Consider the following 25,856-nt stretch of genomic DNA (forward strand, 5'->3'; position numbering starts at 1 on the left):
TTGTTACCGATCCGGCAACGATCCCCTGCGACAATTTGTCTTTTTTTCTTTGTATTTCAACGATATCCTGCCGTCGCCAGCTGAACCGATTCAGTCTGCACTCCCCCTCGACATCACCATTGAAGGACACCGTTCTTCAATGCGCTGCCGTTTTTTCGATTATCAGAAGATAGCGCTATCTCATGCACCGATTCTCTCCGCTCCATGTCCCGGCGCTCGCCTGCGCCGCGCTTTGCACATCCATGACCACCGCCCAGGCTGCCGACGCGTTTGCCAGCGACTCACCGTGGATGTTCGGCGACTGGGGCGGAACCCGCAGCGAGCTGCTCAGGCAGGGTTACGACTTTACCTTGGGCTACACCGGCGAGATGGGCAGCAACCTGCATGGCGGCTTCGATCACGACCGCACCGCGCGCTACAGCGACCAGTTCACCTTTGGCAGTCACCTGGACCTGGAAAAGATCCTCGGCTGGCAGGATGCCGAGTTCCAGTTGACCGTCACCGAGCGCCACGGCGCCAACATCAGCAACGACCGCATCAACGATCCGCGTGTCGGGGGCTTTACCTCCGCCCAGGAAGTCTGGGGCCGGGGCCAGACCTGGCGGCTGACGCAGCTTTGGGTCAAACAGAAATACTTCGACGGCGCCCTGGATGTGAAATTCGGCCGCTTTGGCGAAGGCGAAGACTTCAACAGCTTCCCGTGCGACTTCCAGAACCTGGCGTTCTGCGGCTCGCAGGTCGGCAACTGGGTGGGCGGCATCTGGTACAACTGGCCGGTCAGCCAGTGGGCCCTGCGGGTCAGATACAACCTCAATGAAGACCTCTACGCCCAGGTCGGCGTCTACGAGCAGAACCCCTCGAACCTTGAGACGGGCAACGGTTTCAAGCTCAGCACCAGCGGCACCCAAGGTGCCCTGATGCCGATCGAACTGGTGTGGACGCCGCGGGTCAATGGCTTGAAAGGGGAATATCGCGCCGGGTACTACTACAGTAATGCCGATGCACAAGATGTTTACAAGGACAGCAACGGCCAACCGGCGGCGCTTAGCGGCCAGGCGTACCGCAGCAGCTCCAGCAAGCACGGCTTCTGGCTCGGTGCCCAGCAGCAAGTGACCTCCCAGGCGTCCGACGCTTCGCGCGGCCTGAGCGTGTTCGCCAATGCCACGATGCATGACAAGAAGACCAATGCCATCGACAACTATGTTCAAGCGGGTCTGGTGTACAAGGGGCTCTTCGACGCCCGGGTCAAGGACGACATCGGTTTCGCCCTGGCGCGCGTGCACGTCAACCCCGCCTACCGCAAGAACGCCCGCCTGGCCAACCAGGCATCCAATCTTGCCGACTACGACAATCCCGCCTTCCTCCCGGTCCAGGACACCGAGTACAGCGCCGAGCTGTACTACGGCATCCACCTGGCCGATTGGCTCACCGTGCGTCCGAACCTGCAGTACATCCGCCATCCGGGCGGCGTGTCGCAGGTCGATGACGCCTTGATCGGCGGGCTCAAGATCCAGAGTTCCTTCTGACCCTTTTCTACACCCATGGAGACTTTACGATGAGCACTGAAGGTGCCAAGACCGGAACCCGCTGGCCGCCGCGCCTGATCGGCGCGCTGCTGTTGCTGGCGGGCCTGGTCCTGCTGGCTGGCGGCATCACGCTGAGCCAGCTTGGCGGTTCGCTTTACTACCTGATCGCCGGTATCGGCTTCGCCGTGTCTGGCATCCTGCTGCTGGCCAGACGCCGTCTCGGCCTTGGCCTGTATGGCCTGGTGCTGATTGGCAGCACCGTCTGGGCCTTGTGGGAAGTGGGCCTGGACTGGTGGCAGCTGGTGCCTCGACTGGCCATCTGGTTCGCCATTGGCGTGGTCCTGCTGCTGCCTTGGGCGACCCGCTCGCTGATCGGTCCGTCTTCGCGCGCCAACCTGGGCTTGCTGGGCCTGGGCGTGGTGATGTCCGGTGCCACCGCGATCGCCAGCCAGTTCACCTCCCCAGGCGAGATCCAGGGCGAGCTGGGCCGCGACAGCAGCGAAATGGCCAGTGCCGCCCCATCCATGCCAGATGGCGAGTGGCAGGCCTATGGCCGTACCGAGCACGGTGACCGTTATTCGCCGCTGCGCCAGATCACCCCGCAGAACGCCTATCGCCTCGAAGAGGCCTGGCGCATCCGCACCGGTGACATGCCAAGCGACAATGACCCGGTCGAGCTGACCAACCAGAACACCCCGCTCAAGGTCAACGGCATGCTCTATGCCTGCACCGCCCACAGCAAGGTGCTGGCGCTGAACCCGGACACCGGCGAGGAAATCTGGCGCTACGACCCGCAGATCAAGAGCCCGGTCGGCTTCAAGGGCTTTGCCCACATGACCTGCCGCGGTGTCTCGTACTATGACGAGAACAACTACGTCAGCCGCGACGGCAGCCCCGCGCCGAAGATCTCCCAGGCCGGCCAGGCCGTGGCCCAGAGCTGCCCGCGCCGCCTGTACCTGCCGACCGCCGACGCCCGCCTGATCGTGCTCAACGCCGACAACGGCAAGGTCTGCGAAGGCTTCGCCAACCAGGGCGTGATCGACCTCACCACCGGCATCGGCCCGTTCACCGCGGGCGGCTATTACTCCACCTCGCCCGCGGCGATCACCCGTGACCTGGTGATCATTGGCGGCCATGTGACCGACAACGAGTCGACCAACGAGCCGTCCGGCGTGATCCGCGCCTATGACGTGCACGACGGTCACCTGGTGTGGAACTGGGACAGCAACAACCCGGACGATACCGCTCCCCTCGCCCCAGGCAAGACCTACAGCCGCAACTCGGCCAACATGTGGTCGCTGGCCAGCGTCGACGAAGACCTGGGCATGGTCTACCTGCCGCTGGGCAACCAGACTCCCGACCAGTGGGGCGCCGACCGCACCCCGGGCGCCGAGAAGTTCAGCGCGGGCATCGTCGCCTTGGACCTGGCCACCGGCAAGGTGCGCTGGAACTACCAGTTCACCCACCACGACCTGTGGGACATGGACGTTGGCAGCCAGCCGACCCTGGTCCACCTGAAGACCGAGGACGGTATCAAGCCCGCGCTGATCGCCCCGACCAAGCAGGGCAGCCTGTACGTGCTCGACCGTCGTGACGGCACCCCGATCGTGCCGATCCGCGAGATCCCGACGCCACAAGGCGCGGTCAAGGGCGACCACACCGCGCCTAGCCAGGCCCGCTCGGACCTCAATCTACTGGGCCCGGACCTGACCGAGCAAGCCATGTGGGGTGCCACGCCGTTCGACCAGCTGATGTGCCGGATCGAGTTCCGCAAGCTGCGCTACGAAGGCCAGTACACCCCGCCGTCCGAGCAAGGCAGCCTGATCTACCCGGGCAACGTCGGCGTGTTCAACTGGGGCAGCGTCTCGGTCGACCCGGTCCGCCAGCTGCTGTTCACCTCGCCCAACTACATGGCCTTCGTCTCGAAGATGGTCCCGCGTGAACAGGTTGCCGCCGGCAGCAAGCGCGAAAGCGAGACCAGCGGCGTGCAGCCCAACACCGGCGCGCCGTATGCCGTGACCATGCACCCGTTCATGTCGCCGCTGGGCGTGCCGTGCCAGGCACCGGCCTGGGGCTATGTGGCCGCGATCGACCTGTTCACCAACAAGGTGGTGTGGAAGCACAAGAACGGTACTACCCGTGACAGCACCCCGGTGCCGATCGGCCTGCCGGTTGGCGTGCCAAGCATGGGCGGCTCGATCGTCACCGCAGGTGGCGTAGGCTTCCTGAGCGGCACCCTCGACCAGTACCTGCGTGCCTATGACACCAACAACGGCAAGGAGCTGTGGAAGTCGCGCCTGCCGGCCGGCGGCCAGGCCACGCCGATGACCTACACCGGCAAGGACGGCAAGCAGTACGTGCTCGTCACCGCCGGCGGCCACGGCTCGCTGGGCACCAAGATGGGCGACTACATCATTGCCTACAAGCTGGCGCAGTAAGTGCCAGGGTGGCGTCAGATTCCGCTGACGCCACCGCCATCTCCTCGCCTCCATTGAAACCTGTGCCCTCCTGCCCCATCTAAGCACCATAGTCATTTGCCTAGGTGCCCCATGAGCGACCAGCAGGATCCTGCGGACCATACCGACGAACATCCGGAAGTCGAACACCTCGAAGCCCAGGCCGTGCCGGGCCATCACCTTGCCCTGCCGGGCCAGCAACTGCCGGACAAGGTCTATGTGATCCCGATCCACAATCGGCCGTTCTTCCCCGCGCAGGTGCTGCCGGTGATGGTCAACGAAGAGCCGTGGGCGGAAACCCTCGACCTGGTGGCCAAGGACCCGCACCAGGCCCTGGCCCTGTTCTTCATGGACACCCCGCCCGAAGACCACCGTCATTTCGACACCTCGGCCTTGCCGCTGTATGGCACGCTGGTCAAGGTGCACCACGCCAGCCGCGAGAACGGCAAGCTGCAGTTCGTGGCCCAAGGCCTGACACGGGTGCGCATCCGCACCTGGCTCAAGCACCACCGCCCACCGTACCTGGTCGAAGTCGAGTACCCGCGCCAGCCGCCCGACCCGACGGACGAGGTCAAGGCCTATGGCATGGCCCTGATCAACGCGATCAAGGAACTGCTGCCGCTCAACCCGCTGTACAGCGAAGAGCTGAAGAACTACCTCAACCGCTTCAGCCCCAACGACCCCTCCCCGCTCACCGACTTCGCCGCCGCGCTGACCTCGGCCACCGGCAACCAGCTGCAGGAAGTGCTCGACTGCGTGCCCATGCTCAAGCGCATGGAAAAGGTCCTGCCGATGCTGCGCAAGGAGGTCGAGGTCGCGCGCCTGCAGAACGAAATTTCCGCCGAGGTGAACCGGCAGATCGGCGAGCATCAGCGCGAGTTCTTCCTCAAGGAACAGCTCAAGGTGATCCAGCAGGAGCTGGGGCTGACCAAGGACGACCGCAGCGCCGACCTCGAGCAGTTCGAACAGCGCCTGCAGGGCAAGACGCTGCCGCCCGCCGCGCAGAAGCGCATCCAGGAAGAAATGGGCAAGCTGGCGATCCTCGAGACCGGCTCGCCCGAATACGCCGTGACCCGCAACTACCTCGAATGGGCCACCGCCCTGCCGTGGGGCGTGTATGGCGAAGACAAGCTCAACCTCAAGCATGCGCGCAAGGTGCTCGACCAGCACCACGCCGGGCTCGATGACATCAAGGAGCGAATCCTCGAGTTTCTGGCTGTCGGCGCCTGGAAGGGCGAGATCAGCGGCTCGATCGTCCTGCTGGTCGGCCCGCCCGGCGTGGGCAAGACCAGTATCGGCAAGTCCATCGCCGAGTCGCTGGGGCGGCCGTTCTATCGTTTCAGCGTCGGCGGCATGCGCGACGAGGCCGAGATCAAGGGCCACCGGCGGACCTACATTGGCGCCCAGCCCGGCAAGCTGGTGCAGGCGCTGAAGGACGTCGAGGTGATGAACCCGGTGATCATGCTCGACGAGATCGACAAGATGGGCCAGAGCTACCAGGGCGATCCCGCCTCGGCGCTGCTCGAGACCCTCGATCCGGAGCAGAACGTCGACTTCCTCGACCACTACCTGGACCTGCGCCTGGACCTGTCCAAGGTGCTGTTCGTCTGCACCGCCAACACCCTGGATTCGATCCCGGGCCCGTTGCTCGACCGCATGGAAGTGATTCGCCTGTCGGGGTATATCACCGAAGAGAAGCTGGCCATCGCCAAGCGCCACCTCTGGCCGAAACTCCTGAAGAAGGCCGGCGTGTCCAGGACCAGCCTGAGCATCACCGACAGCGCGCTGCGCCTGGTGATCGACGGTTACGCCCGCGAGGCCGGCGTGCGCCAGCTGGAGAAGCAGCTGGGCAAGCTGATCCGCAAGGCGGTGATCAAGCTGCTCGACAACCCGCAGGCGCAATTGAAGATCGGCCCCAAGGACCTGGAGTCGGCCTTGGGCATTCCGGTGTTCCGCAGCGAGCAGGTGCTGGCGGGCAAGGGCATCATCACCGGTCTTGCCTGGACCAGCATGGGCGGTGCGACCCTGCCGATCGAGGCCACGCGCATTCACAACCTCACCCGCGGTCTCAAGCTCACCGGCAAGCTGGGCGACGTGATGAAGGAATCCGCTGAAATCGCCTACAGCTATGTCAGCGCCAACCTCAAGCAATACGGTGGAGAGCCTGGATTCTTCAACGAAGCCTTCATCCATCTGCATGTGCCAGAGGGCGCCACGCCCAAGGATGGACCGAGTGCCGGGGTAACCATGGCCAGTGCCCTGCTGTCGCTGGCGCGTGACCAGGTGCCGAAGAAAGGCGTGGCCATGACCGGCGAGCTGACGCTGACCGGGCAGGTGCTGCCGATTGGCGGGGTGCGGGAGAAAGTGATCGCGGCCAAGCGGCAGAAGATCTTCGAGCTGATCCTGCCCGAGGCGAACCGGGGTGATTTCGAGGAGTTGCCGGATTACCTGAAGGACGGGCTGACGGTGCATTTCGCCAGGCGGTTCAGTGATGTGGCGAAGGTGTTGTTCTAGGCATTGTTGAGCCACAGGTCCGGCCGATAGCCGATAGCCGATCGCCTGGCCGGCGCAGCCGAACATTGTGGGAGCGGCCTCGTGCCGCGATCGGCTGCGAAGCGGCCGTGAAATCAGCAACCGCGTTCAGCCAGGCACACCGCATGCGAGGGTTCTGCGACGGCTTTGCCGCCGATCGCGGGACCAGCCCGCTCCCACAGGGCCCGGCTACGCCGGGCCGGGGACTGTGATTGCTTCGGTACAAGACAGTTGCTCCCACAGGGTGGAGACGCAGTGTGGTTGACCTGCACCATGAATTCTCCCATGGGGTGAGCGCCTATGGCTGCTATCGAAGGATCCCGAACACTACTCACACCCCATCGGTTATGCTCCAGCTTTTCCCTCCGGAGCCAACATGACCGCTGCCCGTCTGCTTGTTCCCCTGAGCCTCACCCTGCTGACCGCCTGCGCCGGGAAACCCGCGCACAACATCGACCTCGACGCCCAGTCCGACTGCCCGATGCAGTTGCGCGCCGGCCAGACGCTCACCCTGACCCTGCCCAGCAACCCCAGCACCGGCTATCGCTGGCTACTGCAGAACCCGGCGTCGAGCACCCTGCGCAGCCTCGGGCCGGAGGTCTACAGCCATCCGGAGGACGCCGGTATCGTCGGCAGCGCCGGGCAGTCGATGTGGCGCTTCCAGGCGCAGCAGGCCGGCGAAGGCCACCTGATCCTGGTCTACCAGCAACCCTGGGCCCCCGAAGTACGCCCGGTGCAGACCTTCGATTGCGCCATCAGCGTGAAATAAACGCCCCGCGCTGGTCAGCGGATCATGCAGTGACGGCGCGCTTTGGCTAAAATGCCGCCCTTTTCCATCGCCCGTCTTCTGGAATGCCCGTGACCAAAGAGCCCGACCGCCTATTCGCCCAGCCCTTGGACCAGGTGCCCGACTTCGCCTTCAACGAGGATGTGGTGCGGGTGTTCCCGGACATGATCAAGCGCTCGGTGCCGGGCTACCCGACCATCGTCGAGAACCTCGGCGTGCTGGCCGCCCGATTCGCCCAGCCGGGCACTGCCTTGTACGACCTGGGCAGCTCCTTGGGCGCGGTCACCCAGTCGCTGCGCCGTCACGTGCGCAGCGATGGCTGCCACGTCATCGCCGTGGACAACTCCGCGGCCATGGTCGAGCGTTGCCGCCAGTACCTCACCGCGCAGGATTCGATGTTCCAGGAACTGTTGCCGGTGCAGGTGCTCGAGGCCGACATCCTCACCCTGCCCTTCGAGCCTGCCTCGGTCGTGGCGATGAACTTCACCTTGCAGTTCATCGCCCCCGAGCAGCGCGAGGGCCTGCTCGCCCGTATCCGCCAGGCCTTGCTGCCGGGCGGCGCGCTGATCCTTTCCGAAAAACTGTGCTTCGAGGATGAGGCGCAACAGGCGCTGCTCACCGAGCTGCACCTGGGCTTCAAACGCGCCAACGGCTACAGCGAGCTGGAAATTGCCCAGAAACGCAGCGCCATCGAGAACGTGATGAAACCCGATACCCTCGAAACCCACCGCCAACGCTTGCACGCCGCCGGTTTTTCCAAGGTCGTGCCGTGGTTCCAATGCCTGAACTTTGCCTCGCTGATAGCCCTGCCATGATCGATCTGTCTCCCTTGGTCCGCCGCCTGGCGGGCACTCCCCTGGCCACCTGGTCGCAAGGCCTGCAGGCCCAACTCGACGCCAAGCTGGAAAAAGGCCATGGCGATCTCGAACGCTGGCAGAGCGCGCTGGACGCGTTGCCCCCGGTGCAGGCCACCCAGGTCGACCTCGTCGACGGCCTGAGCCTGGACTGCGCCTGCGACGACGCCACGCGCGCGCGGATGCGCGACGCCCTGATGGGCCTCTCGCCGTGGCGCAAGGGCCCGTTCGACCTGTTCGGGGTGCATGTCGACACCGAATGGCGCTCGGACTGGAAATGGTCGCGTGTCGCCCCCCACCTGGACCTTGTGGGCAAACGCGTGCTGGATGTCGGCTGCGGCAACGGCTACTACCAGTGGCGGATGCTCGGCGCGGGCGCGGAGATGGTGGTCGGGGTTGACCCGAACTGGCTGTTCTTCTGCCAGTTCCAGGCGGTGCAGCGCTACCTGCCTGAGCTGCCGGCCTGGCACCTGCCGTTTGCCCTCGAGGACCTGCCGGCCAATCTGGAAGGCTTCGACACGGTATTTTCGATGGGCGTGTTCTATCACCGCCGCTCGCCCATCGAGCATTTGCTGGCGCTCAAGGACTGCCTGGTCAAGGGGGGCGAGCTGGTGCTGGAAACGCTGGTGATCGAAGGTGACGAGCACCAGGTGCTGGTGCCCGAGGATCGCTACGCGCAGATGCGCAATGTGTGGTTCCTGCCCTCGGTGCCCGCGCTGGAGCGCTGGTTGCGGCGGGCCGGGTTCAGCGATGTGCGCTGCGTGGATGTCAGCGTGACCAGCGTCGAGGAGCAGCGCAGCACCGAGTGGATGCGCTATCAGTCGCTGGGCGATTTCCTCGATCCCGCGGACCACAGCCGCACCATCGAAGGATTGCCTGCGCCGCGCCGCGCGACGATCGTGGCGCGCAAGTAGGCGGGGCAACGGGGCCGCTTTGCGGCCCCAGGCATCAGCGGCTGCTGGCCGCCAGGATCAGTGCCTTCATTTCCGCCACGGCGGCCTTGAAGCCGACGAACAACGCATGCGCCACCAGCGCATGACCGATGTTCAGCTCGTTGATCCCCTTGATCGCCGCGATCGCGTCGACGTTGTGATAATGCAACCCGTGCCCGGCATTGACGATCAACCCTTGCCCCACCCCAAACGCCACGCCATCGGCGATGCGCTTGAGCTCCTCGGCCACCTCGGCCGGTGTGTGGGCATCGGCGTAACGGCCGGTATGCAGTTCGATGGCCGGCGCACCCACGCGCCGCGAGGCCTCGATCTGGCGCTCGTCGGCGTCGATGAACAGCGACACCTCGGCGCCCGTGCGCGACAGGCGCTCGACCGCCGCCTTGATCCGCGCTTCCTGGCCCGCCACGTCCAGGCCGCCTTCGGTGGTCAGCTCCTGGCGGGTTTCAGGCACCAGGCAGATGTGCGCCGGACGAATGTGCTCGGCGAACACCATCATTTCCTCGGTGACGCCCATCTCGAAATTCATGCGCGTCTGCAGCACGTCCTTGAGCAGCAGCACATCGCGCTCCTGAATATGCCGGCGGTCTTCACGCAGGTGCACGGTGATGCCGTCGGCACCCGCTTCCTCGGCGTCGAGAGCGGCCTTGACCGGGTCGGGATAGCGCGTGCCGCGGGCCTGGCGCAGGGTCGCCACGTGGTCGATGTTGACGCCGAGAAGCATGCGGTTGCTGTGAGTCACGGAAAAGGCTCTCCTGAAGATTGAGCCCCACAGCATACGTCGTGCTCAGCGCTTGCGAAACAGTTCCCGGCTGACCAGTGGCTTGCCGCCCAGGTGCACGGCCAAGGCCTGGCGCATCAGGCGCTTGGCCGCTAACAGCGCGCCAGGGGCTTCCCAATCCGCTTCGGCCAGGGCCAGCAGCTCGGCACCGCTGAACAGGCCAGGCTGCAGCAGCTCCACCCGCTCAAGCCCCGCGTCGACCTGCAAGCGATACAGTCCGTTGGCGACCACCGGCTCATCGTTGACGTCGCGGTCCAGGGCAAAGGCATAACCCAGGCCATCGAGCAGCCGCCACTCGAATGCCCTCAGCAAGGGCTCCAGCGGACGGCCGGCGGCCAGTGCCTGCAAGGTCAGGGCATAGTGTTCGAACAGCGCCGGATGTGGGTCTTCGGCGGGCAGCAGGCGCATCAGCAGCTCGTTCAGGTACAGTCCGCTGAACAATGCATCGCCCACCAGCCACGCCGCGATGCCCACGGTCTCCAGACGCCCGACGTTCTTCAGCTCGCCGCGCCCGCGCAGCTCGACCTCCAGCGGCACGAACGGCCGCACCAGGCTGCCGCCCTTGCCCCGCGCGCGTCGCAGCACGGCGCGCACACGGCCTTGCGGCGTCAGGAAGTCCACCAAGGCGCTGGTCTCGCGATAGGCGCGGCTGTGCAGCACGTAGGCAGGCTGGCCGACGGGTTGTTCCATGGGGATCGCCTGAAGGCAGAAGCGGCCCGCGCAAGGGCGGGCCGCAGGGGGTTACAGGTCGCCGTAGCCCAGCGAACGCAGGGCGCGCTCGTCATCGGACCAGCCGCCCTTGACCTTGACCCAGAGGTTGAGCATGACCTTGGCGTCGAACAGCAGCTCCATGTCCTTGCGCGCCTCGGAGCCGATGCGCTTGATGCGCTCGCCCTTGTCGCCAATGATGATCTTTTTCTGGCCGTCACGCTCGACCAGGATCAGCGCATGGATGTGCAGCACCGCGCCTTGCTGCTTGAACTCTTCGATCTCGACGGTGATCTGGTACGGAAGCTCGGCACCGAGCTGGCGCATGATCTTCTCGCGAACCAGTTCCGCGGCCAGGAAACGGCTGCTGCGGTCGGTGATCTGGTCTTCCGGGAAGAAGTGGTCGTTCTCGGGCAGGTGCTTGGCGATCAGGCCCTCGAGTGCTTCAAGGTTGTGCCCCTGCTGCGCGGAAACCGGCACGATCTCGGCGTTCGGCAGTTGCTCCTGTAGCCACTTGAGGTGCGGAATCAGCTCGGCCTTCTCCTCCACGCGGTCGGTCTTGTTGACCGCCAGGATCACCGGGCCCTGCACGTACTGCACGCGTTCGAGCACCAGCTGGTCCTCGTCGGTCCAGCGGGTGCGGTCGACCACGAAGATGACCACGTCGACATCCTTGAGGGCGGCCGAGGCGGTGCGGTTCATGTAGCGGTTCAGGGCTTTCTCGTTGCCCTTGTGCATGCCAGGGGTATCAACGTAGATCGCCTGCACATCACCCTCGGTCTTGATGCCGAGCATGTTGTGGCGGGTGGTCTGCGGCTTGCGCGAGGTGATCGCGAGCTTCTGGCCGAGGATATGGTTGAGCAAGGTCGACTTGCCCACGTTCGGACGGCCAACGATGGCCACATAACCGCAACGGGTCGAATTGTTCTCAGTCATTGCCATTCTCCACGCCCAGGGCGATCAATGCAGCAGCAGCGGCGACTTGCTCGGCGATACGCCGGCTAACGCCTTGGCCGCGGCTTTTCTTGTTCAGCAGGGTCACTTCGCACTCGACGAAGAAGGTCCGGCAATGAGGTTCGCCCTGGATGTCCACCACTTCGTAGCGAGGCAGCTCACAGGCGCGCGACTGCAAGAACTCTTGCAGGCGGGTCTTGGGGTCTTTGTTGGTATCGACCAGGGTCAGGCTCTGGAACTCGCCGGCCAGCCAGTCAAGCACGCGCTCGCGGGCGGTCTGCATGTCGGCGTCCTGGTAGATCGCGCCGATCAGCGCCTCGAGGGCGTCGGCCAGGATCGACTCGCGACGGAAACCGCCGCTTTTCAGCTCGCCCGATCCCAGGCGCAGGTACTCGCCCAGGTCGAAGCCACGGGCCAGGACGGCAAGTGTCTCACCCTTCACCAGGCGCGCGCGCAGACGCGACAGCTGGCCTTCGCGGGCCTGGGGGAAGCGCTCGAACAGCGCCTCGCCGACCACGAAGTTGAGGATCGCATCGCCGAGGAACTCCAGCCGTTCGTTGTTGCGGCTGGCATAGCTGCGGTGCGACAGGGCGAGCAGCATCAGGTCCTTGTTCTTGAAGGTATAGCCCAGCTTGCGCTCGAGGCGGCTCAGGGAATCGCTCACAATGCCCCCGCCCGTTCATCACGCTTGGCCAGTTGGCTTGGCGCCCCGCAAGGGACTGCCATCGAAATCAACGCTGTATTCAAAACAAAATCCTGAAAGACGGTGTGGCTGTGCTGCATGGGCGGAAAAGGGGCGCGATCGCTCGCACCCCCTGAATACACAGCCTATGTCAGAAATGCATTCGGCGCTGCCTGGCGGGCAGCGCCGTTGGGTATCACTGGATCAGACCGACCCGCGACAGGTTCGGGAAGTGGCTGAGCTTGGGCTCGGGCCAGCTCATCCATACCGCGAACGCCTTGCCGACGATATTGCGGTCCGGAACCATGCCATGCAGCTCCTTGGGAATGTTCGGGTCATCCCAGTAGCGGCTGTCGTTGGAGTTGTCGCGGTTGTCACCCATCATGAAGTAATGGCCGGCCGGCACGGTCCACTGCTGGTCCGGAGGCATGCGGTAGCGGCTCATTTCCTTACGGATCAGGTGCTCGGCGGCACCGAGTTTTTCCTTGTACAGCTGCGCGCTGCCCAGGGTACCCGGCTCGGCACCGATCAGTTGCTCGGCAACCGGCTCGCCATTGACCAGCAGACGCTTGTCATTGGTGTAGCTGATCCGGTCGCCCGGCAGGCCGACCACCCGCTTGATGTAGTTGACGTTGGGGTCGCTCGGGTAGCGGAACACCATGACGTCCCCGCGCTGCGGGTCACCGACCTCGATGATCTTCTTGTCGATCACCGGCAGGCGGATACCGTACGAGAACTTGTTCACCAGGATGAAATCGCCCACTTCCAGGGTCGGTTTCATCGACCCCGACGGAATCTGGAACGGCTCCACCAGGAACGAGCGCAGCACCAGCACGATGAACAGCACCGGGAAGAACGACTTGCCGTACTCGACGAGCAGCGGCTCCTTGTTCAGGCGCTCGACCACGGCCCCTTCGGGCTGGGTGACGCTGCCCTGGTAGTTGGCGATTGCCGTGCGCCGGCGCGGAGCCAGGAACAGCAGGTCGATCAGTGCCAACAGACCGCAGACAGCGACGGCGATGACTAGCAACAGCGGGAAATTTAGCGACATAGGACCTAACTATCCAACCTGAGCACGGCGAGGAAGGCTTCCTGCGGGATCTCCACATTACCGACCTGCTTCATGCGTTTCTTACCGGCCTTCTGCTTCTCGAGCAGCTTGCGCTTACGGCTCACGTCGCCACCGTAGCATTTAGCCAGTACGTTCTTTCTGAGTGCCTTGACAGTCGTGCGTGCGACGATCTGCCCGCCAATGGCGGCCTGGATCGCCACATCGAACATCTGGCGAGGAATCAGCTCCTTCATCTTCTCGGTCAACGCGCGGCCTTTGTAGTGCGCGTTGTCACGATGCACGATCAGTGCCAGGGCATCGACCTTGTCGCCGTTGATCAGTACATCGAGCTTGACCAGGTTGGCCGACTGATAACGGTCGAAATGATAGTCCAGCGACGCGTAACCGCGACTGGTGGACTTCAGACGGTCGAAGAAGTCGAGCACCACCTCGTTCATCGGCAGGTCATAACGCACCTGCACCTGCGAGCCCAGGAACTGCATGTCGCGCTGGACGCCACGCTTCTCGATGCACAGGGTGATGACGTTGCCCAGGTGTTCCTGGGGAACGAGGATGTTGGCCGAGACGATCGGCTCGCGGAAATCTTCCACCGAGGAGACATCCGGAAGCTTGGACGGGTTGTCGACGTAGATGGTTTCGCCGGTCTTGAGCTTGACCTCGAAGATCACGCTCGGCGCCGTGGTGATCAGGTCCAGGTCGTATTCGCGCTCAAGGCGCTCCTGGATGATCTCCATGTGCAGCATGCCGAGGAAGCCACAGCGGAAGCCGAAGCCCAGGGCGTCGGAGCTTTCAGGCAGGTACTGCAGCGACGAGTCGTTGAGGGTGAGCTTCTGCAGGGCGTCGCGGAAGTCCTCGAAATCCTCGGAGCTGACCGGGAACAGGCCTGCGTAGACCTGCGGCTGGATCTTCTTGAAGCCCGACAGCACCTCGACCTCGGGGGTCGAGCTCAGGGTCAGGGTGTCACCGACCGGGGCACCATGGATGTCCTTGATGCTGGCGATGATGAAGCCCACTTCGCCTGCCTTGAGGTCGGTGGTCTGGGTGTGCTTGGGGGTGAACACGCCCACGCTGTCGACCAGGTGCACCTTGCCGGTGGACTTGACGAGGATCTTGTCGCCCTTCTTGACGCGGCCGTGGCGCACACGCACCAGCGAGACCACGCCCAGGTAGTTGTCGAACCAGGAGTCGATGATCAGCGCCTGCAGGGGCGCATCGATATCACCGGTTGGCGCGGGGATGGTGTGCACCAGACGCTCGAGCACCTCGTCCACGCCCATGCCGCTCTTGGCACTGCAGGCCACGGCGTCGGTGGCGTCGATGCCGATGATCTTCTCGATCTCGTCCTTGACGCGGTCTGGATCGGCCTGGGGCAGGTCCATCTTGTTCAGCACCGGCATGACCTCGAGGCCCTGCTCGATGGCGGTATAGCAGTTGGCCACCGACTGGGCCTCGACGCCCTGGCCGGCATCGACCACCAGCAGCGCGCCTTCGCACGCGGCCAGGGAGCGGCTGACTTCATAGGTGAAGTCGACGTGGCCTGGGGTGTCGATGAAGTTCAGCTGGTAGGTCTTGCCGTCCTGGGCCTTGTAGTGCAGCGTGACGCTGTGGGCCTTGATGGTGATACCGCGCTCGCGCTCCAGGTCCATGGAGTCCAGGACCTGGGCTTCCATTTCGCGCGCCGACAGGCCGCCGCACATCTGGATGAAACGGTCGGCCAGGGTCGACTTGCCATGGTCGATGTGGGCGATGATGGAGAAATTGCGGATATGACTCAAATCACTCACGGGTCAACACTCGAAAAGGCTGCGAGCCTGACGCCCGCCGAAAAATAGCCGGGAATTGTACCTTAAGCAGACAGCTTATGGGAGATTCCTGATCGGCTGCAGGGGCAGTTTCATGGACCGGCCCTCCCCTTGCAAGGCAGGCCTGGTGCCGTTTTCAAAGGCAAGTAGGCGCGCCAGGCATGAAAAAGGGCAGCCTTCGCCGCCCTTTTCCTACCTTGGCTGTTGCTTACTCAGCAAGCTTGAAGGTGATGAAGCTCGCACGCCCCTGGCGCAGCACGCGCATGGACACCGAACGGTTCTTCGGCAGCTCCTTGGCGATCTCGGTGAACTGCTTGGCCGAGAGGATGGCCTGGTTGTTCAGGTGGCTGATGACATCGCCCGGACGCAGGCCGATCAGCGCGGCCGGACCGTCCTGGACCTCCTTGATCACCACGCCGCCCTTGAGCTCGAGGCTCTTTTTCTGCTCGGCGGTCAGGTCGGAGACCGACACTCCCAGGCGGTTGCTGCTGCGCTCGGCACCGCCGTCGCTGCCCACGCCGACTTCCTGGTCTTCATCAGGCAGCGCGCCGATGGTGATGTCGAGGTTCTGGCGCTTGCCGTTGCGGATGATCTCGAGCTTGGCCTTGTCACCGTCCTTGAGGCTGCCCACCAGGTGTGGCAGGTCGGCCGACATGACGATCGGCTGGCCATTCATGCTCAGGATCACGTCACCCACCTGCAGGCCGCCCTTGGCCGCCGGACCTTCCTCGAGCACCTGGGCGACCAGGGCACCGGCCGGCTTGTCCAGGCCGAAGGACTCGGCGAGGTCCTTGTTGACCTCCTGGATGACCACGCCGAGCCAGCCGCGGCTGACCTTGCCGTCTTTTTTCAGCTGGTTGGATACATCCAGCGCCACGTCGATCGGGATCGCGAAGGACAGGCCCATGAAGCCGCCCGAGCGGGTGAATATCTGCGAGTTGATGCCCACCACCTCGCCGTTCATGTTGAACAGCGGGCCGCCGGAGTTGCCCGGGTTGATCGCCACGTCGGTCTGGATGAACGGCACGTAGGTGTCATTGGGCAAGGTACGCCCCTTGGCGCTGACGATACCCTTGGTCACCGAATGATCGAAGCCGAACGGCGAGCCGATCGCCAGTACCCACTCGCCGACCTTGAGTTTCTCGGAGTCGCCCAGCTTGACGATCGGCAGGTCCTTGCCCTCGACCTTGAGCAGCGCCACGTCGGTACGCGGATCGGTGCCGACCAGCTTGGCCTGCAGCTCGCTGCGGTCGGACAGGCGCACGATGATCTCGTCGGCGTCGGCGACCACATGGTTGTTGGTCAGCACGTAACCATCGGCGGAGATGATGAACCCCGAACCCAGGGACTGGGCCTCGCGCTGGCGGTCGCCGCGGGGCGAGCGCGGCTGCTGCGGCATGTTGCGCTCGAAGAACTCGCGGAACATCGGCGGCAGGCCTTCGAGGTCGGGCATCTGCCCGGCCATGCGGCGATCAGGGAGCTTCTGCTTGGTACTGATGTTCACCACGGCGGGCGAGGCCTGCTCGACCAGGGTGGTGAAGTCCGGCAGGGCTTCCTGCGCCTGGGCGGTGACCACCTGACCGAGCATCAGCACGGCGGCGCATAACGATAAGTAGGATTTCAAGCGTGGTATTGACATACGGCTCCCGTCACAACGAGCGTAATTGGCAGTAAGGCCCTGCAGACGCAGGAAAGGCCAGAACCTGTGAGGCCTGACCTATAGAAAATTTCCAGGGATTTTGCAAATGACAATGCTTTAATTTCATTTCAGCCGGGCAACCTGTGCACTGAACCGACGGAAAAATGCACCGTCACTGACTGGCTTGCGTGTCCTGCGCGCGCATGGACAACGCGATCCGCTCGGCGGTGCCCAAGGGGATCTCGCCGACCACGGTGATCATGACCTTGCCCTTGGGCGTGTTCAGGTGACGCGACACGGCCACGGTGGGGCCCAACTGAGCCCGGGTGTCAGCCCCGGCGTTGTCCTTGACGGGTTCAAGGAACACCGAGAACCGCGCCAGGCCATCGTCGTACATCAGGCTGCTGACGGTGCTCTGGCGCGCCGGATCCCGGCGCACCGAGCTGTTGATCAGCTCGAACCCAGGGGGCAGCCAGTCGGAACGCCAGCCCACCACGGCTTCGCCGGCCCGCACGGACACCGGCTCGACCGGCTTGCAGGCAGCGCTGGCCTGAAGGTCGGCGTCGCTGGGCAGGTCGGTGGTATCAAGCCGGGTCATCTGGAAGCGCTCGAGCAACTGGCCCTTGTCGTTGAGCATCAGCGAGCGCAGCGGCAGGCCGGTGCGCTTGTCGAGGTGCAACTCGAACCCATAACGGTGCTGGTCTCGCGGACTGAGCGTGACGATCACGGCGTCGCGGTCCGCGACCCGTGACTTGCCCGTGACGCTCAAGTCATACCAGCTGATCAGTTTCAAAGGATCAAGCACACGCGGGGCGGAATCAGGCGCAGGCCCGACTTCGCTTACCAAAGGGCCGCTGACGCAACGCAGCTTGCCATCCACGCGCACGACTTCCTGGGCGGCGCCGTCGAGCTGCAACAGCCGCTCGCTGACCTTGCCGTCCTGGACGCGATGCCAGATATCGTGGGTTGAGAAGCTGCCGTTACGCTCGTAGACGAAGGAACCCTGGTAGCTCTGTCCTCGCTCGGCCTGTGCCAGCTTGTTCAGCCACTGCGTCGCCTCGGGCGACGAGTTGGCTGCCAGTGCCGGCACCGCCAGGCAACCGCCCAGCAGGAGCGGCAGGAGAGGTAGCGCGCGCATGATCCTCCTTACTTAACGGTTTTCGAGGCTGGCCGCACGTGCATAGGGCAGAGCGCTTTCGGAGCCCTTGAGCGCCGATTCCTGTGCATGCTGGCGCAGGTAGCCCGGCAGGCGCTGGTCCCAGCCGGCCTGGTTCTGCAGCACACCATTGGCCATCGGGCCGGTGGTCTGCTCGCTGCCTTCGGTATAGCCTGCCAGCACAGCCGGACCCTGGACCTGCGGAACGCTGAGGTTCTGCTGGGCAGCAGGCTGCTGGGCGGCAAGTTCCACACCGGTGATTTCGTCCTGGTTGTACATACGCACACCTGCCAGCACGGCAACGGTCACCGAGGCGGCTACCGCCAGACGGCCAAGGCTGCGCCATGGACCGCTCTTGACCTTGGCCGGAACGGCCTCGTCGGCGAGGGCTGCCGATACCGCCGAAGCGATATCTAGCTTGGGCAGCAACAGCTCCTTGTGCATCGCTGCGCGGGCTACCTGGTAACGCGACCAGGTGGCACGTGTTTCGGAATCGTCGGCGTTCAGCACCCGACGCAGTTCCAGTTCGTCCGCTTCGTTATCCATCACCGCGGACAGCGATTCCTGCAAAGCTTCACGACTCATGGCGGTTCCTCTCTTGGCTGTCGCCGCTGTCTCAGGTTTCCTGCAACAGAGGCTGCAGGGCTTTATCTATGGCCTCCCGAGCGCGGAAGATTCGAGAGCGCACGGTACCCACCGGACACTGCATGACGCTGGCAATGTCTTCATAACTCAGACCATCGAATTCGCGCAAAGTTAACGCCGTGCGCAGATCTTCTGGCAGCTGCTGGATGGTTCGATGGACAGTGCCTTCGATTTCATCGCGCAACAACGAGCGCTCTGGGGACTCGAGATCCTTGAGGCCATGATCGCCGTCGTAAAATTCCGCATCCTCGGAACTCACATCGCTGTCTGGCGGCCGCCGACCGCGGGACACCAGATAGTTTTTTGCCGTGTTGATGGCAATGCGGTAAAGCCACGTGTAGAACGCACTGTCACCGCGAAAATTTCCAAGCGCACGGTAGGCCTTGATAAAGGCTTCCTGCGCCACATCCTGGGCTTCATGGGTGTCGTGGACGAATCGCACGATCAACCCGAGAATCTTGTGCTGATACTTCAGCACCAACAGATCAAACGCTCGCCTGTCACCGCGCTGCACGCGCTCGACAAGCTGCTGATCCTCTTCCTGGGTTAGCATGAACACTCCTCAGTGGACTCGAAGGAGCGTTGCCACAGCCATCGTTCAGGCTTGCAAACATAGACTCGGGCTTTGAGCAAAAGTTCTCCCCTCCAAGCAAGTTTCCTGCGCCCCATGATCGGCTCGCACGAAATGCGCAGCACGGACATCGCCGGCTGCGTCGATAATCTGGTCTCGAATACGCAGGTGACAGCCCTAAACAGCCGCCGCCCACGTCGCCACGGCAATTGTGCGTACGGGCAGCCTTCTATGGATTACCCCCGTTTACGGAAAGTTCCCACAAAGATTGCCTCGCTGCGTAAGCGCTATTGGAAATCAAGGCCCGGGGGCTGCTATAAAGACAGCCGGTCAAGATTCACAGTAGTTTCACAATGCCATCTGCGCATGACTATTGTGCCGCTCACCTCCCCAAGATTACTAGTGTCCGACATGAGCCTACAATTCCAACATGATGTCCTGGTGATCGGCAGCGGCGCCGCCGGCCTCAGCCTGGCACTGAACCTCCCCGGCCACCTGCGCATCGCGGTGCTGAGCAAGGGCGACCTGTCCAACGGTTCGACGTTCTGGGCCCAGGGCGGCGTCGCCGCCGTGCTCGATGATGCCGATACCGTGCAATCGCACGTCGAGGACACGCTCAATGCCGGCGGCGGCCTGTGCAACGAAGACGCCGTGCGGTTCACCGTCGAGCACAGCCGCGAGGCCATCCAGTGGCTGATCGACCAGGGCGTGCCGTTTACCCGTGACGAACATCACGGCGTCGACGACGGCGGCTTCGAGTTTCATCTCACCCGTGAAGGCGGACACAGCCACCGGCGCATCATCCATGCCGCCGATGCCACCGGCGCCGCCATCTTCACCACCTTGCTGGAGCAGGCGCGCAAGCGCAGCAATATCCAGCTGCTCGAACAGCGGGTCGCCGTCGACCTGATCACCGAGCGCCGCCTGGGCCAGCCGGGCGACCGTTGCCTCGGGGCCTACGTGCTCAACCGCGCCAGCGGCGAAGTCGACACCTTTGGCGCACGCTTCACGGTGCTGGCCACCGGCGGCGCGGCCAAGGTCTACCTCTATACCAGCAATCCCGACGGCGCCTGTGGCGATGGCATCGCCATGGCCTGGCGCGCCGGTTGCCGGGTGGCCAACCTGGAGTTCAACCAGTTCCACCCCACCTGCCTGTACCACCCGCAGGCCAAGAGCTTCCTGGTGACCGAGGCCCTGCGCGGCGAAGGTGCCCTGCTGCGCCTGCCCAATGGCGAGCGTTTCATGCCCCGCTTCGACCCGCGCGAAGAGCTTGCCCCGCGCGACATCGTGGCCCGTGCCATCGACCATGAGATGAAGCGCCTGGGCGTGGACTGCGTGTATCTCGACATCAGCCACAAGCCGGCCGACTTCATCAAGAGCCATTTCCCCACGGTGTACGAGCGCTGCCTGACCTTCGGCATCGACATCACCCGCCAGCCCATCCCGGTGGTCCCCGCGGCCCACTACACCTGCGGCGGCGTCATGGTCGACGACCGCGGCCATACCGATGTGCCCGGCCTCTACGCCATAGGCGAGACCAGTTTCACCGGGCTGCACGGCGCCAACCGCATGGCCAGCAACTCGCTGCTTGAATGCTTTGTCTATGGCCGCGCCGCCGCCGCCGACATCGAGGCGCACCTGGACCAGGTCCCCATGCCGCTCGCCCTGCCCTGCTGGGACGCCAGCCAGGTGACCGATTCGGACGAGGACGTGATCATCGCCCACAACTGGGACGAGCTGCGGCGCTTCATGTGGGACTACGTCGGCATCGTGCGCACCAGCAAGCGCCTGCAGCGTGCCCAGCACCGGGTGCGCCTGCTGCTGGACGAAATCGACGAGTTCTACAGCAACTACAAGGTCAGCCGCGACCTGATCGAGCTGCGCAACCTGGCGCAGGTGGCCGAACTGATGATCCGCTCGGCCATGCAGCGCAAGGAGAGCCGCGGGCTGCACTACACCCTCGACTACCCAGGCATGCTGCCCGAGGCCCACGATACTATTCTGCGGCCGCCCACCTACGCCGACTGAACTTCAGCCGCAGGCGCAAGCGCCGGTGCTGCTCGGGCGCCAGTGCATCAGGGGCGATGTACTGGGCCTGGCTCCATCGTTGCCCCTGACGGACAAACCGAAGCACCACCACTCCCGGCAAGGCCATGCTGTCGCGGCACAGGCGCGCCGGCTCCCAGCCACGGGCACGGCTGAACAGCCGCCAGCCGAGAGGGTCGCGGCGCAGGCCGGTGACGGCATGCGGATGGGTCAGCAGGATACGGCGGGGAATGGCCCAGGCCGCGTGGGCGAGGCATGCAACGAAGAGGATGCCCGCCAGCCAGCCAGGCACCGCGCTTGCCAGCAACGCCAGGCTCGCGAGGGCCTGGCAGGCCAGGTATGCCGTCAGCAGATGGCGCGAGCCCTGCCAGCGGCATTCGAAGTGCTCACTTGGGCTGGACACGGTCCAGGATGATGCGGACCATGCGCTGCAGCTCGGGGTCTTCGGACTCGGAGCGCTCCATGAACCAGCCGAACATGTCCTGGTCCTCGCAGCTCAGCAGGCGGACGTAGAGTTCGCGGTCCTTCTCGCCGAGGGTCGAGTAGACCTCCTGGGTGAACGGTACCAGCAGCACGTCCAGCTCCAGCATGCCGCGGCGGCTATGCCAGAAAAGCCGGTTGATTTCAGTTTGTTCGACCATGGGGCCCTCCTCGAATGGCCGGCCAGTATACCGCGCGGCTTCCCACCCGGCATCGGGCGATCGTCTAGTCACCTACCTATTTTGTTACCACCGTTCTATGATGTGCCCCAGTCTCTACCACCTGCGATGACCCATGGCCGATACCGCTTTCTTCTGCTCCTTGTCCCACGAGGGCATCCTCGCCGTTCGCGGCTCCGACGCCGGCAAGTTCCTGCAGGGTCAGCTGACCTGCAACATCAGCTATCTCAGCCTTGAGCACGCCAGCCTCGGCGCCCGCTGCATGGTCAAGGGGCGCATGCAGTCCAGCTTCCGCATCCTGCCCGAGGGCGACGGCTACCTGCTGGCCATGGCCAGCGAGCTGCTCGAGGCGCAACAGGCGGACCTGAAGAAATACGCAGTGTTCTCCAAGGCCGTGCTCACGGACGAAAGCCAGGCATGGTGCCGCTTCGGGCTTCAGGATGGCGATGGTGCCCTGCGGGCGCTGGGCTTCGAGGTGCCGGAAGACGCCGGCGCCACGCAGCGCGCCGAAGGGCTGATTGCCGTACGCGTGTCCGCCGGCCGGGCGGAGCTCTGGGCGCCCGCCAGCCAGGCTGACACCGTGCGCGCCGCCCTGGCCGCGCAGCTGCCCGAAGGCACGCTCGACGCCTGGCTGCTTGGCCAGATCCGCGCGGGCATCGGCCAGGTCACCGGCCCGACGCGCGAGCTGTTCATCCCGCAGATGATCAACCTGCAGGCCGTTGGCGGCGTCAGCTTCAAGAAAGGCTGCTACACCGGCCAGGAAATCGTCGCGCGCATGCAGTACCTGGGCAAGCTCAAGCGTCGCCAGTACCGCCTGGCCCTTGCCGGGGCCGACCTGCCCGCGCCTGGCAGCGAGATCTTCTCGCCGACCCACGGCTCCTCGGTCGGCGAGGTGGTGATTGCCGCTCACGCCGGGCAAGGCTGCGAGCTGCTCGCGGTGCTGACCGCCGACGCGGTCGCGGACGACAACCTGCACCTGGGCAGCCCTGAAGGGCCTCGCCTGGAACTGCTGACGCTGCCCTACGAACTGGACCGCGACCGGGAAATCCAGCGCTGAACCGCCCGCGCCGCCTGCCTGGCGGGGGCGCCCAATCACTGCGGTGGAGAAGCCCATGAACAAGCTGGCCGAGATGGTTCAAGCAGAGTTGCTCGAAGCCATCGAGAACGACGACCTGGTCCTGCCGACGCTGCCGGAAGTCGCCCTGAGCATCCGCGAGGCCGCCGAGGACAGCGAGATCAGCGTCGGCGCCCTGAGCAAGGTCATCGGCCGTGACGCGGCCCTCTCCGCGCGCCTGATCAAGGTGGTCAACAGTCCGCTGCTGCGCGCCTCGGTGGAAGTCACCGAGCTGCATACCGCGATCACCCGCCTGGGCATCAACTACAGCTGCAACCTGGCGATCGGCCTGGTGATCGAGCAGATCTTCCATGCCCGCTCTCCGGCGGTGGAGCAGAAGCTGCGTGACATCTGGACCAACAGCCTGGAAGTGGCGGGCATCAGCTATGAAATCAGCCGTCGCTACACCCGCCTCAAGCCTGACCAGGCGGCGCTTGGCGGCCTGGTTCACCAGATCGGCGCCCTGCCGGTGCTCATCTACGCCGAAGAGCACAACGAGCTGCTCGCCGATCCCGTCTGCCTGCACCACGTGATCGAGCAGATCCAGCCCGTGCTGGGCGACAAGATCCTCAAGTCCTGGGAGTTTCCGGAGCAGTTCACCCAGCTACCGACCCAGGTGAAGCAGCTGGAACGGCGTACCGACCGCATGGACTACATCGACATCGTGCAGCTGGCCTGCGCGTTGAACAACAAGCACCCCGAGCGCCCGCTCGCCGACCTGCCGGCCTATGTCCACCTGAACCTGCCCCAGGGCAGCGAGTTGCAAGCGGCCGACCTGCTGGTGGCCCGAGGCATGCTGCGCTAGGCGGAATCAGGATTGAAGCTGACGCGCACCTTCAGGCCGCCACCGGCGCCGTCGTGCAGGCTGATCTGCGCCAGGTGCGCCCGACAGATCTCGCCCACGATGGCCAGTCCCAGGCCGGTGCCTTGGGCGCTGCGCCGGTAAAAGCGCTCGAATACCCGCTCACGCTCCTGCTCGGGGATTCCCGGGCCGTCGTCCTCGACCTCCAGCACCGCCGGCGCCAGCACACGCAAGACCACATTGCCGCCCTTGGGCGTGTGCGCCAGGGCATTGTCCACCAGGTTGCTGAGCAGTTCGTTGAGCAAGGTCGGCTCGCCCTTTAGCCAGACCGGCGCCTCGGCCTCCAGGGCCAGGGCGACGCCGTGGGCATGGGCCAGGGGAGCCATGGCCAGGCCCAGCTCACGCGCCAGCTGGGTCAGGTCCAGGCGCTGCGCCCCGCCCTCGGCGATGGCCCGCGCCCCGTTTTCGACCCGCGCCAGGGACAGCAGCTGGTTGGCCAGGTGGGTCAGGCGATCGGTGCCCTGAGCCGCGGACTCCAGTGTCTGGCGCCACTCCTGCGCCTCCCCCGACCGCAGCCCCAGCTCGACCCTGGCCTTGAGCGCCGCCAAGGGCGTGCGCAGCTCATGGGCCGCATCGGCGATGAACTGCGCCTGGCGCTCGAACTGCCCGCGCAGCCGCTCGGTGAAGTGGTTGAGGGCGCGCACCAAGGGTCCAAGCTCATGCTGTACCTGGACCACCGGCAAGGCGCGCAGGTCGTCGGGCTGGCGCTCTTCCACCGCCGTGCGCAGCTGCTCAAGCGGGCGCAGCGCGGCGCTGACCGCGAACCACACCAGCATCAGCGCCCCCAGCGCCAGCATGCCCAGGCGCAGCAAGGTATCGGCCATCAGGCCACGGGCCATGGCCACCCGCGCCTCTTCGGTCTCGGCCACGCGAATTTCCGCCATGCCGTTCATGTTCGGCTCGCTCACCGGCTTGAGCAGGCTGACCACGCGCACGTCCTGGCCAAGATACGTGGCGTTGTAGAAGCGCGCGAGGGCGGGATAGTCATCGGTCCGCGGCGTGCCCGGCGGTGGTGCTGGCAGGTTTTCGTAGCCGGAGATCAGCCGCTGATGGATGTCGTTGACCTGGTAGAAGATCCGCCCGGCGCTGTCGTAGGCAAAGGTGTCGAGGGCGACGTAGGGCACATCGGCGCTCAGGGTGCCGTCGCGCTGCGACAGCCCCGCGGCGATGGTCCGCGCCGACGCCAGCAGGGTGCGGTCGTAGGCGGTGTCGGCGGCCTCGCGGCCATTCCAGTAGGCACTCAGTCCGCTGGCCAGCATCAGCATCACCAGCAACACCGCCAGGTTCCACAGCAGGCGCCCGCGAAGGCTGCCCGCGTCACGCATCGCGGTGCTCGAGCAGGTAGCCGAGCCCTCGGAAGGTGACGATCGCCACCTGCTGCCCATCGAGCTTCTTGCGCAGGCGGTGGATATAGATCTCGATGGCGTCGGGACTGGCCTCTTCGTCCAGGCCGAATACCTGCGCCGCCAGCTGTTCCTTGCTCATTACCCGGCCGGGCCGGGCGATCAGCGCTTCGAGCACGCTCTGCTCGCGCGAGGTGAGGTTCAGCAGCTCCTCGCCGAGGCTGAAACGCCGGGTATCGAGGTCGTAGACCAGCGGGCCGCAACGCTGCTGGCGTTCGCCGCCCAGCACGCTGCGGCGCAGCAGGGCCTTGACCCGTGCCTCGAGCTCGGTCAGCTCGAAGGGTTTGGCCAGGTAGTCATCGGCGCCCAGGTTCAGGCCATGCACGCGGTCCTTGACGTCGCTGCGCGCGGTCAGCATCAGCACCGGCAGCCTCTTGCCGCGGGCCCGCAGGCGGGCGAGCACTTCAAAGCCATCCATGCGCGGCAGGCCCACGTCGAGCACCGCCACCGCATATTCCTCGCTGGCCAAGGCCAGGTCGGCGGCCACGCCGTCGTGCAGCACGTCCACGGTCAGGCCGGTGCTTTTCAAGGCCTGGGCAACGCTTTCGGCCAGTTGCAGGTGGTCTTCGACCAGCAGCACACGCATCGATTTCTCCCGCTCGGGTCAGGGTCTGTGGCGCGGAGTGTACCCCCGTGGGGCGAGCTGTGAAGCCCTTT

23 protein-coding genes are annotated in these 25,856 nt (G+C 64.8%); 9 read left to right on the top strand and 14 right to left on the bottom strand.

Features of this window, described 5'->3' with window-relative positions; all coding sequences use genetic code 11:
- Positions 1–242 precede the first annotated feature (242 nt).
- The 6 genes from VJS90_RS15680 (at position 243) to cmoB (ending at position 9,069) form a co-directional block, all read left to right on the top strand.
- The gene (locus VJS90_RS15680; RefSeq protein WP_324122561.1) at positions 243–1,526 is read left to right on the top strand and encodes a carbohydrate porin; all 1,284 of its coding nucleotides are present in this window, start codon (positions 243–245) and stop codon (positions 1,524–1,526) included.
- A 29-nt stretch (positions 1,527–1,555) separates the two neighbouring features.
- Positions 1,556–3,964: a glucose/quinate/shikimate family membrane-bound PQQ-dependent dehydrogenase gene (locus VJS90_RS15685; RefSeq protein ID WP_324122562.1), complete on the top strand. Its 2,409-nt coding sequence runs from the start codon at positions 1,556–1,558 to the stop codon at positions 3,962–3,964.
- A 111-nt stretch (positions 3,965–4,075) separates the two neighbouring features.
- The gene (gene lon / locus VJS90_RS15690) at positions 4,076–6,496 is read left to right on the top strand and encodes an endopeptidase La (protein ID WP_324122563.1); all 2,421 of its coding nucleotides are present in this window, start codon (positions 4,076–4,078) and stop codon (positions 6,494–6,496) included.
- Positions 6,497–6,890: 394 nt separating this feature from the next.
- Positions 6,891–7,283 carry a protease inhibitor I42 family protein gene (locus VJS90_RS15695; protein WP_324122564.1) on the top strand — a complete coding sequence of 131 codons (393 nt, stop codon included), beginning with the start codon at positions 6,891–6,893 and terminating at the stop codon, positions 7,281–7,283.
- A gap of 89 nt (positions 7,284–7,372) precedes the next feature.
- On the top strand, positions 7,373–8,116 hold the full coding sequence (gene cmoA, locus VJS90_RS15700) for a carboxy-S-adenosyl-L-methionine synthase CmoA (RefSeq protein ID WP_324122565.1): 744 nt from the start codon (positions 7,373–7,375) through the stop codon (positions 8,114–8,116).
- Positions 8,113–9,069, top strand: a complete 957-nt coding sequence (cmoB, locus tag VJS90_RS15705) for a tRNA 5-methoxyuridine(34)/uridine 5-oxyacetic acid(34) synthase CmoB (RefSeq protein ID WP_324122566.1) — start codon at positions 8,113–8,115, stop codon at positions 9,067–9,069. Before cmoA ends, cmoB begins: the two co-directional genes overlap by 4 nt.
- Before the next feature lie 34 nt (positions 9,070–9,103).
- Here cmoB and pdxJ read toward each other — a convergent pair whose 3' ends face one another.
- From pdxJ to rpoE, 10 genes are all read right to left on the bottom strand, one after another.
- Positions 9,104–9,829: a pyridoxine 5'-phosphate synthase gene (pdxJ, locus tag VJS90_RS15710; RefSeq protein ID WP_414704949.1), complete on the bottom strand. Its 726-nt coding sequence runs from the start codon at positions 9,827–9,829 to the stop codon at positions 9,104–9,106.
- Between the two features lie 63 nt (positions 9,830–9,892).
- A complete protein-coding gene (recO, locus tag VJS90_RS15715) occupies positions 9,893–10,576 on the bottom strand; it encodes a DNA repair protein RecO (RefSeq protein WP_324122568.1) in 684 nt (227 codons plus the stop codon).
- A gap of 51 nt (positions 10,577–10,627) precedes the next feature.
- Positions 10,628–11,530, bottom strand: a complete 903-nt coding sequence (gene era / locus VJS90_RS15720; protein ID WP_324122569.1) for a GTPase Era — start codon at positions 11,528–11,530, stop codon at positions 10,628–10,630.
- Complete coding sequence (gene rnc / locus VJS90_RS15725; protein ID WP_324122570.1) at positions 11,523–12,212, bottom strand: ribonuclease III; 690 nt, start codon at positions 12,210–12,212, stop codon at positions 11,523–11,525. The genes era and rnc overlap by 8 nt, the downstream gene beginning before the upstream one ends.
- Before the next feature lie 214 nt (positions 12,213–12,426).
- Positions 12,427–13,281: a signal peptidase I gene (gene lepB / locus VJS90_RS15730; protein WP_324122571.1), complete on the bottom strand. Its 855-nt coding sequence runs from the start codon at positions 13,279–13,281 to the stop codon at positions 12,427–12,429.
- A gap of 5 nt (positions 13,282–13,286) precedes the next feature.
- Positions 13,287–15,086 (bottom strand): translation elongation factor 4, encoded by a 1,800-nt coding sequence (lepA, locus tag VJS90_RS15735; RefSeq protein WP_324122572.1) that lies wholly within the window; start codon positions 15,084–15,086, stop codon positions 13,287–13,289.
- Positions 15,087–15,312: 226 nt separating this feature from the next.
- Positions 15,313–16,692, bottom strand: coding sequence for a DegQ family serine endoprotease (locus tag VJS90_RS15740; protein ID WP_414704950.1), 1,380 nt, complete (start codon positions 16,690–16,692; stop codon positions 15,313–15,315).
- A 223-nt stretch (positions 16,693–16,915) separates the two neighbouring features.
- Positions 16,916–17,881: a MucB/RseB C-terminal domain-containing protein gene (locus VJS90_RS15745; RefSeq protein WP_324122574.1), complete on the bottom strand. Its 966-nt coding sequence runs from the start codon at positions 17,879–17,881 to the stop codon at positions 16,916–16,918.
- Positions 17,882–17,893: 12 nt separating this feature from the next.
- Entirely contained in the window at positions 17,894–18,484 is a 591-nt protein-coding gene (locus VJS90_RS15750) for a sigma-E factor negative regulatory protein (protein ID WP_324122575.1), read from the bottom strand.
- 31 nt (positions 18,485–18,515) lie between these two features.
- Complete coding sequence (gene rpoE, locus VJS90_RS15755) at positions 18,516–19,097, bottom strand: RNA polymerase sigma factor RpoE (RefSeq protein WP_003252049.1); 582 nt, start codon at positions 19,095–19,097, stop codon at positions 18,516–18,518.
- 429 nt (positions 19,098–19,526) lie between these two features.
- Between rpoE and nadB the strand changes: the two genes are divergently transcribed.
- Positions 19,527–21,143 carry an L-aspartate oxidase gene (gene nadB, locus VJS90_RS15760; RefSeq protein WP_324122576.1) on the top strand — a complete coding sequence of 539 codons (1,617 nt, stop codon included), beginning with the start codon at positions 19,527–19,529 and terminating at the stop codon, positions 21,141–21,143.
- On the opposite strand, the gene VJS90_RS15765 is transcribed toward nadB, so the two are convergent.
- Together VJS90_RS15765 and VJS90_RS15770 are read right to left on the bottom strand one after the other, a co-directional pair.
- Positions 21,112–21,564 (bottom strand): protein YgfX, encoded by a 453-nt coding sequence (locus VJS90_RS15765; protein ID WP_324122577.1) that lies wholly within the window; start codon positions 21,562–21,564, stop codon positions 21,112–21,114. The two genes, nadB and VJS90_RS15765, sit on opposite strands and share 32 nt — an antisense overlap.
- Entirely contained in the window at positions 21,548–21,802 is a 255-nt protein-coding gene (locus VJS90_RS15770) for a succinate dehydrogenase assembly factor 2 (protein WP_324122578.1), read from the bottom strand. The genes VJS90_RS15765 and VJS90_RS15770 overlap by 17 nt, the downstream gene beginning before the upstream one ends.
- Positions 21,803–21,935: 133 nt before the next feature.
- Here VJS90_RS15770 and VJS90_RS15775 point away from each other — a divergent pair, with 133 nt between their 5' ends.
- Both VJS90_RS15775 and VJS90_RS15780 read left to right on the top strand, forming a co-directional pair.
- A complete protein-coding gene (locus VJS90_RS15775; protein ID WP_324122579.1) occupies positions 21,936–22,877 on the top strand; it encodes a folate-binding protein YgfZ in 942 nt (313 codons plus the stop codon).
- A 55-nt stretch (positions 22,878–22,932) separates the two neighbouring features.
- Positions 22,933–23,739, top strand: a complete 807-nt coding sequence (locus VJS90_RS15780) for an HDOD domain-containing protein (RefSeq protein WP_324122580.1) — start codon at positions 22,933–22,935, stop codon at positions 23,737–23,739.
- Here the strand turns inward: VJS90_RS15780 and VJS90_RS15785 are convergent.
- On the bottom strand, positions 23,736–25,121 hold the full coding sequence (locus tag VJS90_RS15785) for a sensor histidine kinase (RefSeq protein ID WP_324122581.1): 1,386 nt from the start codon (positions 25,119–25,121) through the stop codon (positions 23,736–23,738). The genes VJS90_RS15780 and VJS90_RS15785 overlap by 4 nt on opposite strands.
- Entirely contained in the window at positions 25,114–25,785 is a 672-nt protein-coding gene (locus tag VJS90_RS15790; protein ID WP_324122582.1) for a response regulator, read from the bottom strand. Before VJS90_RS15790 ends, VJS90_RS15785 begins: the two co-directional genes overlap by 8 nt.
- Positions 25,786–25,856 lie beyond the last annotated feature (71 nt).

Source organism: Pseudomonas sp., from assembly GCF_035277045.1.
Classification (GTDB): domain Bacteria; phylum Pseudomonadota; class Gammaproteobacteria; order Pseudomonadales; family Pseudomonadaceae; genus Aquipseudomonas.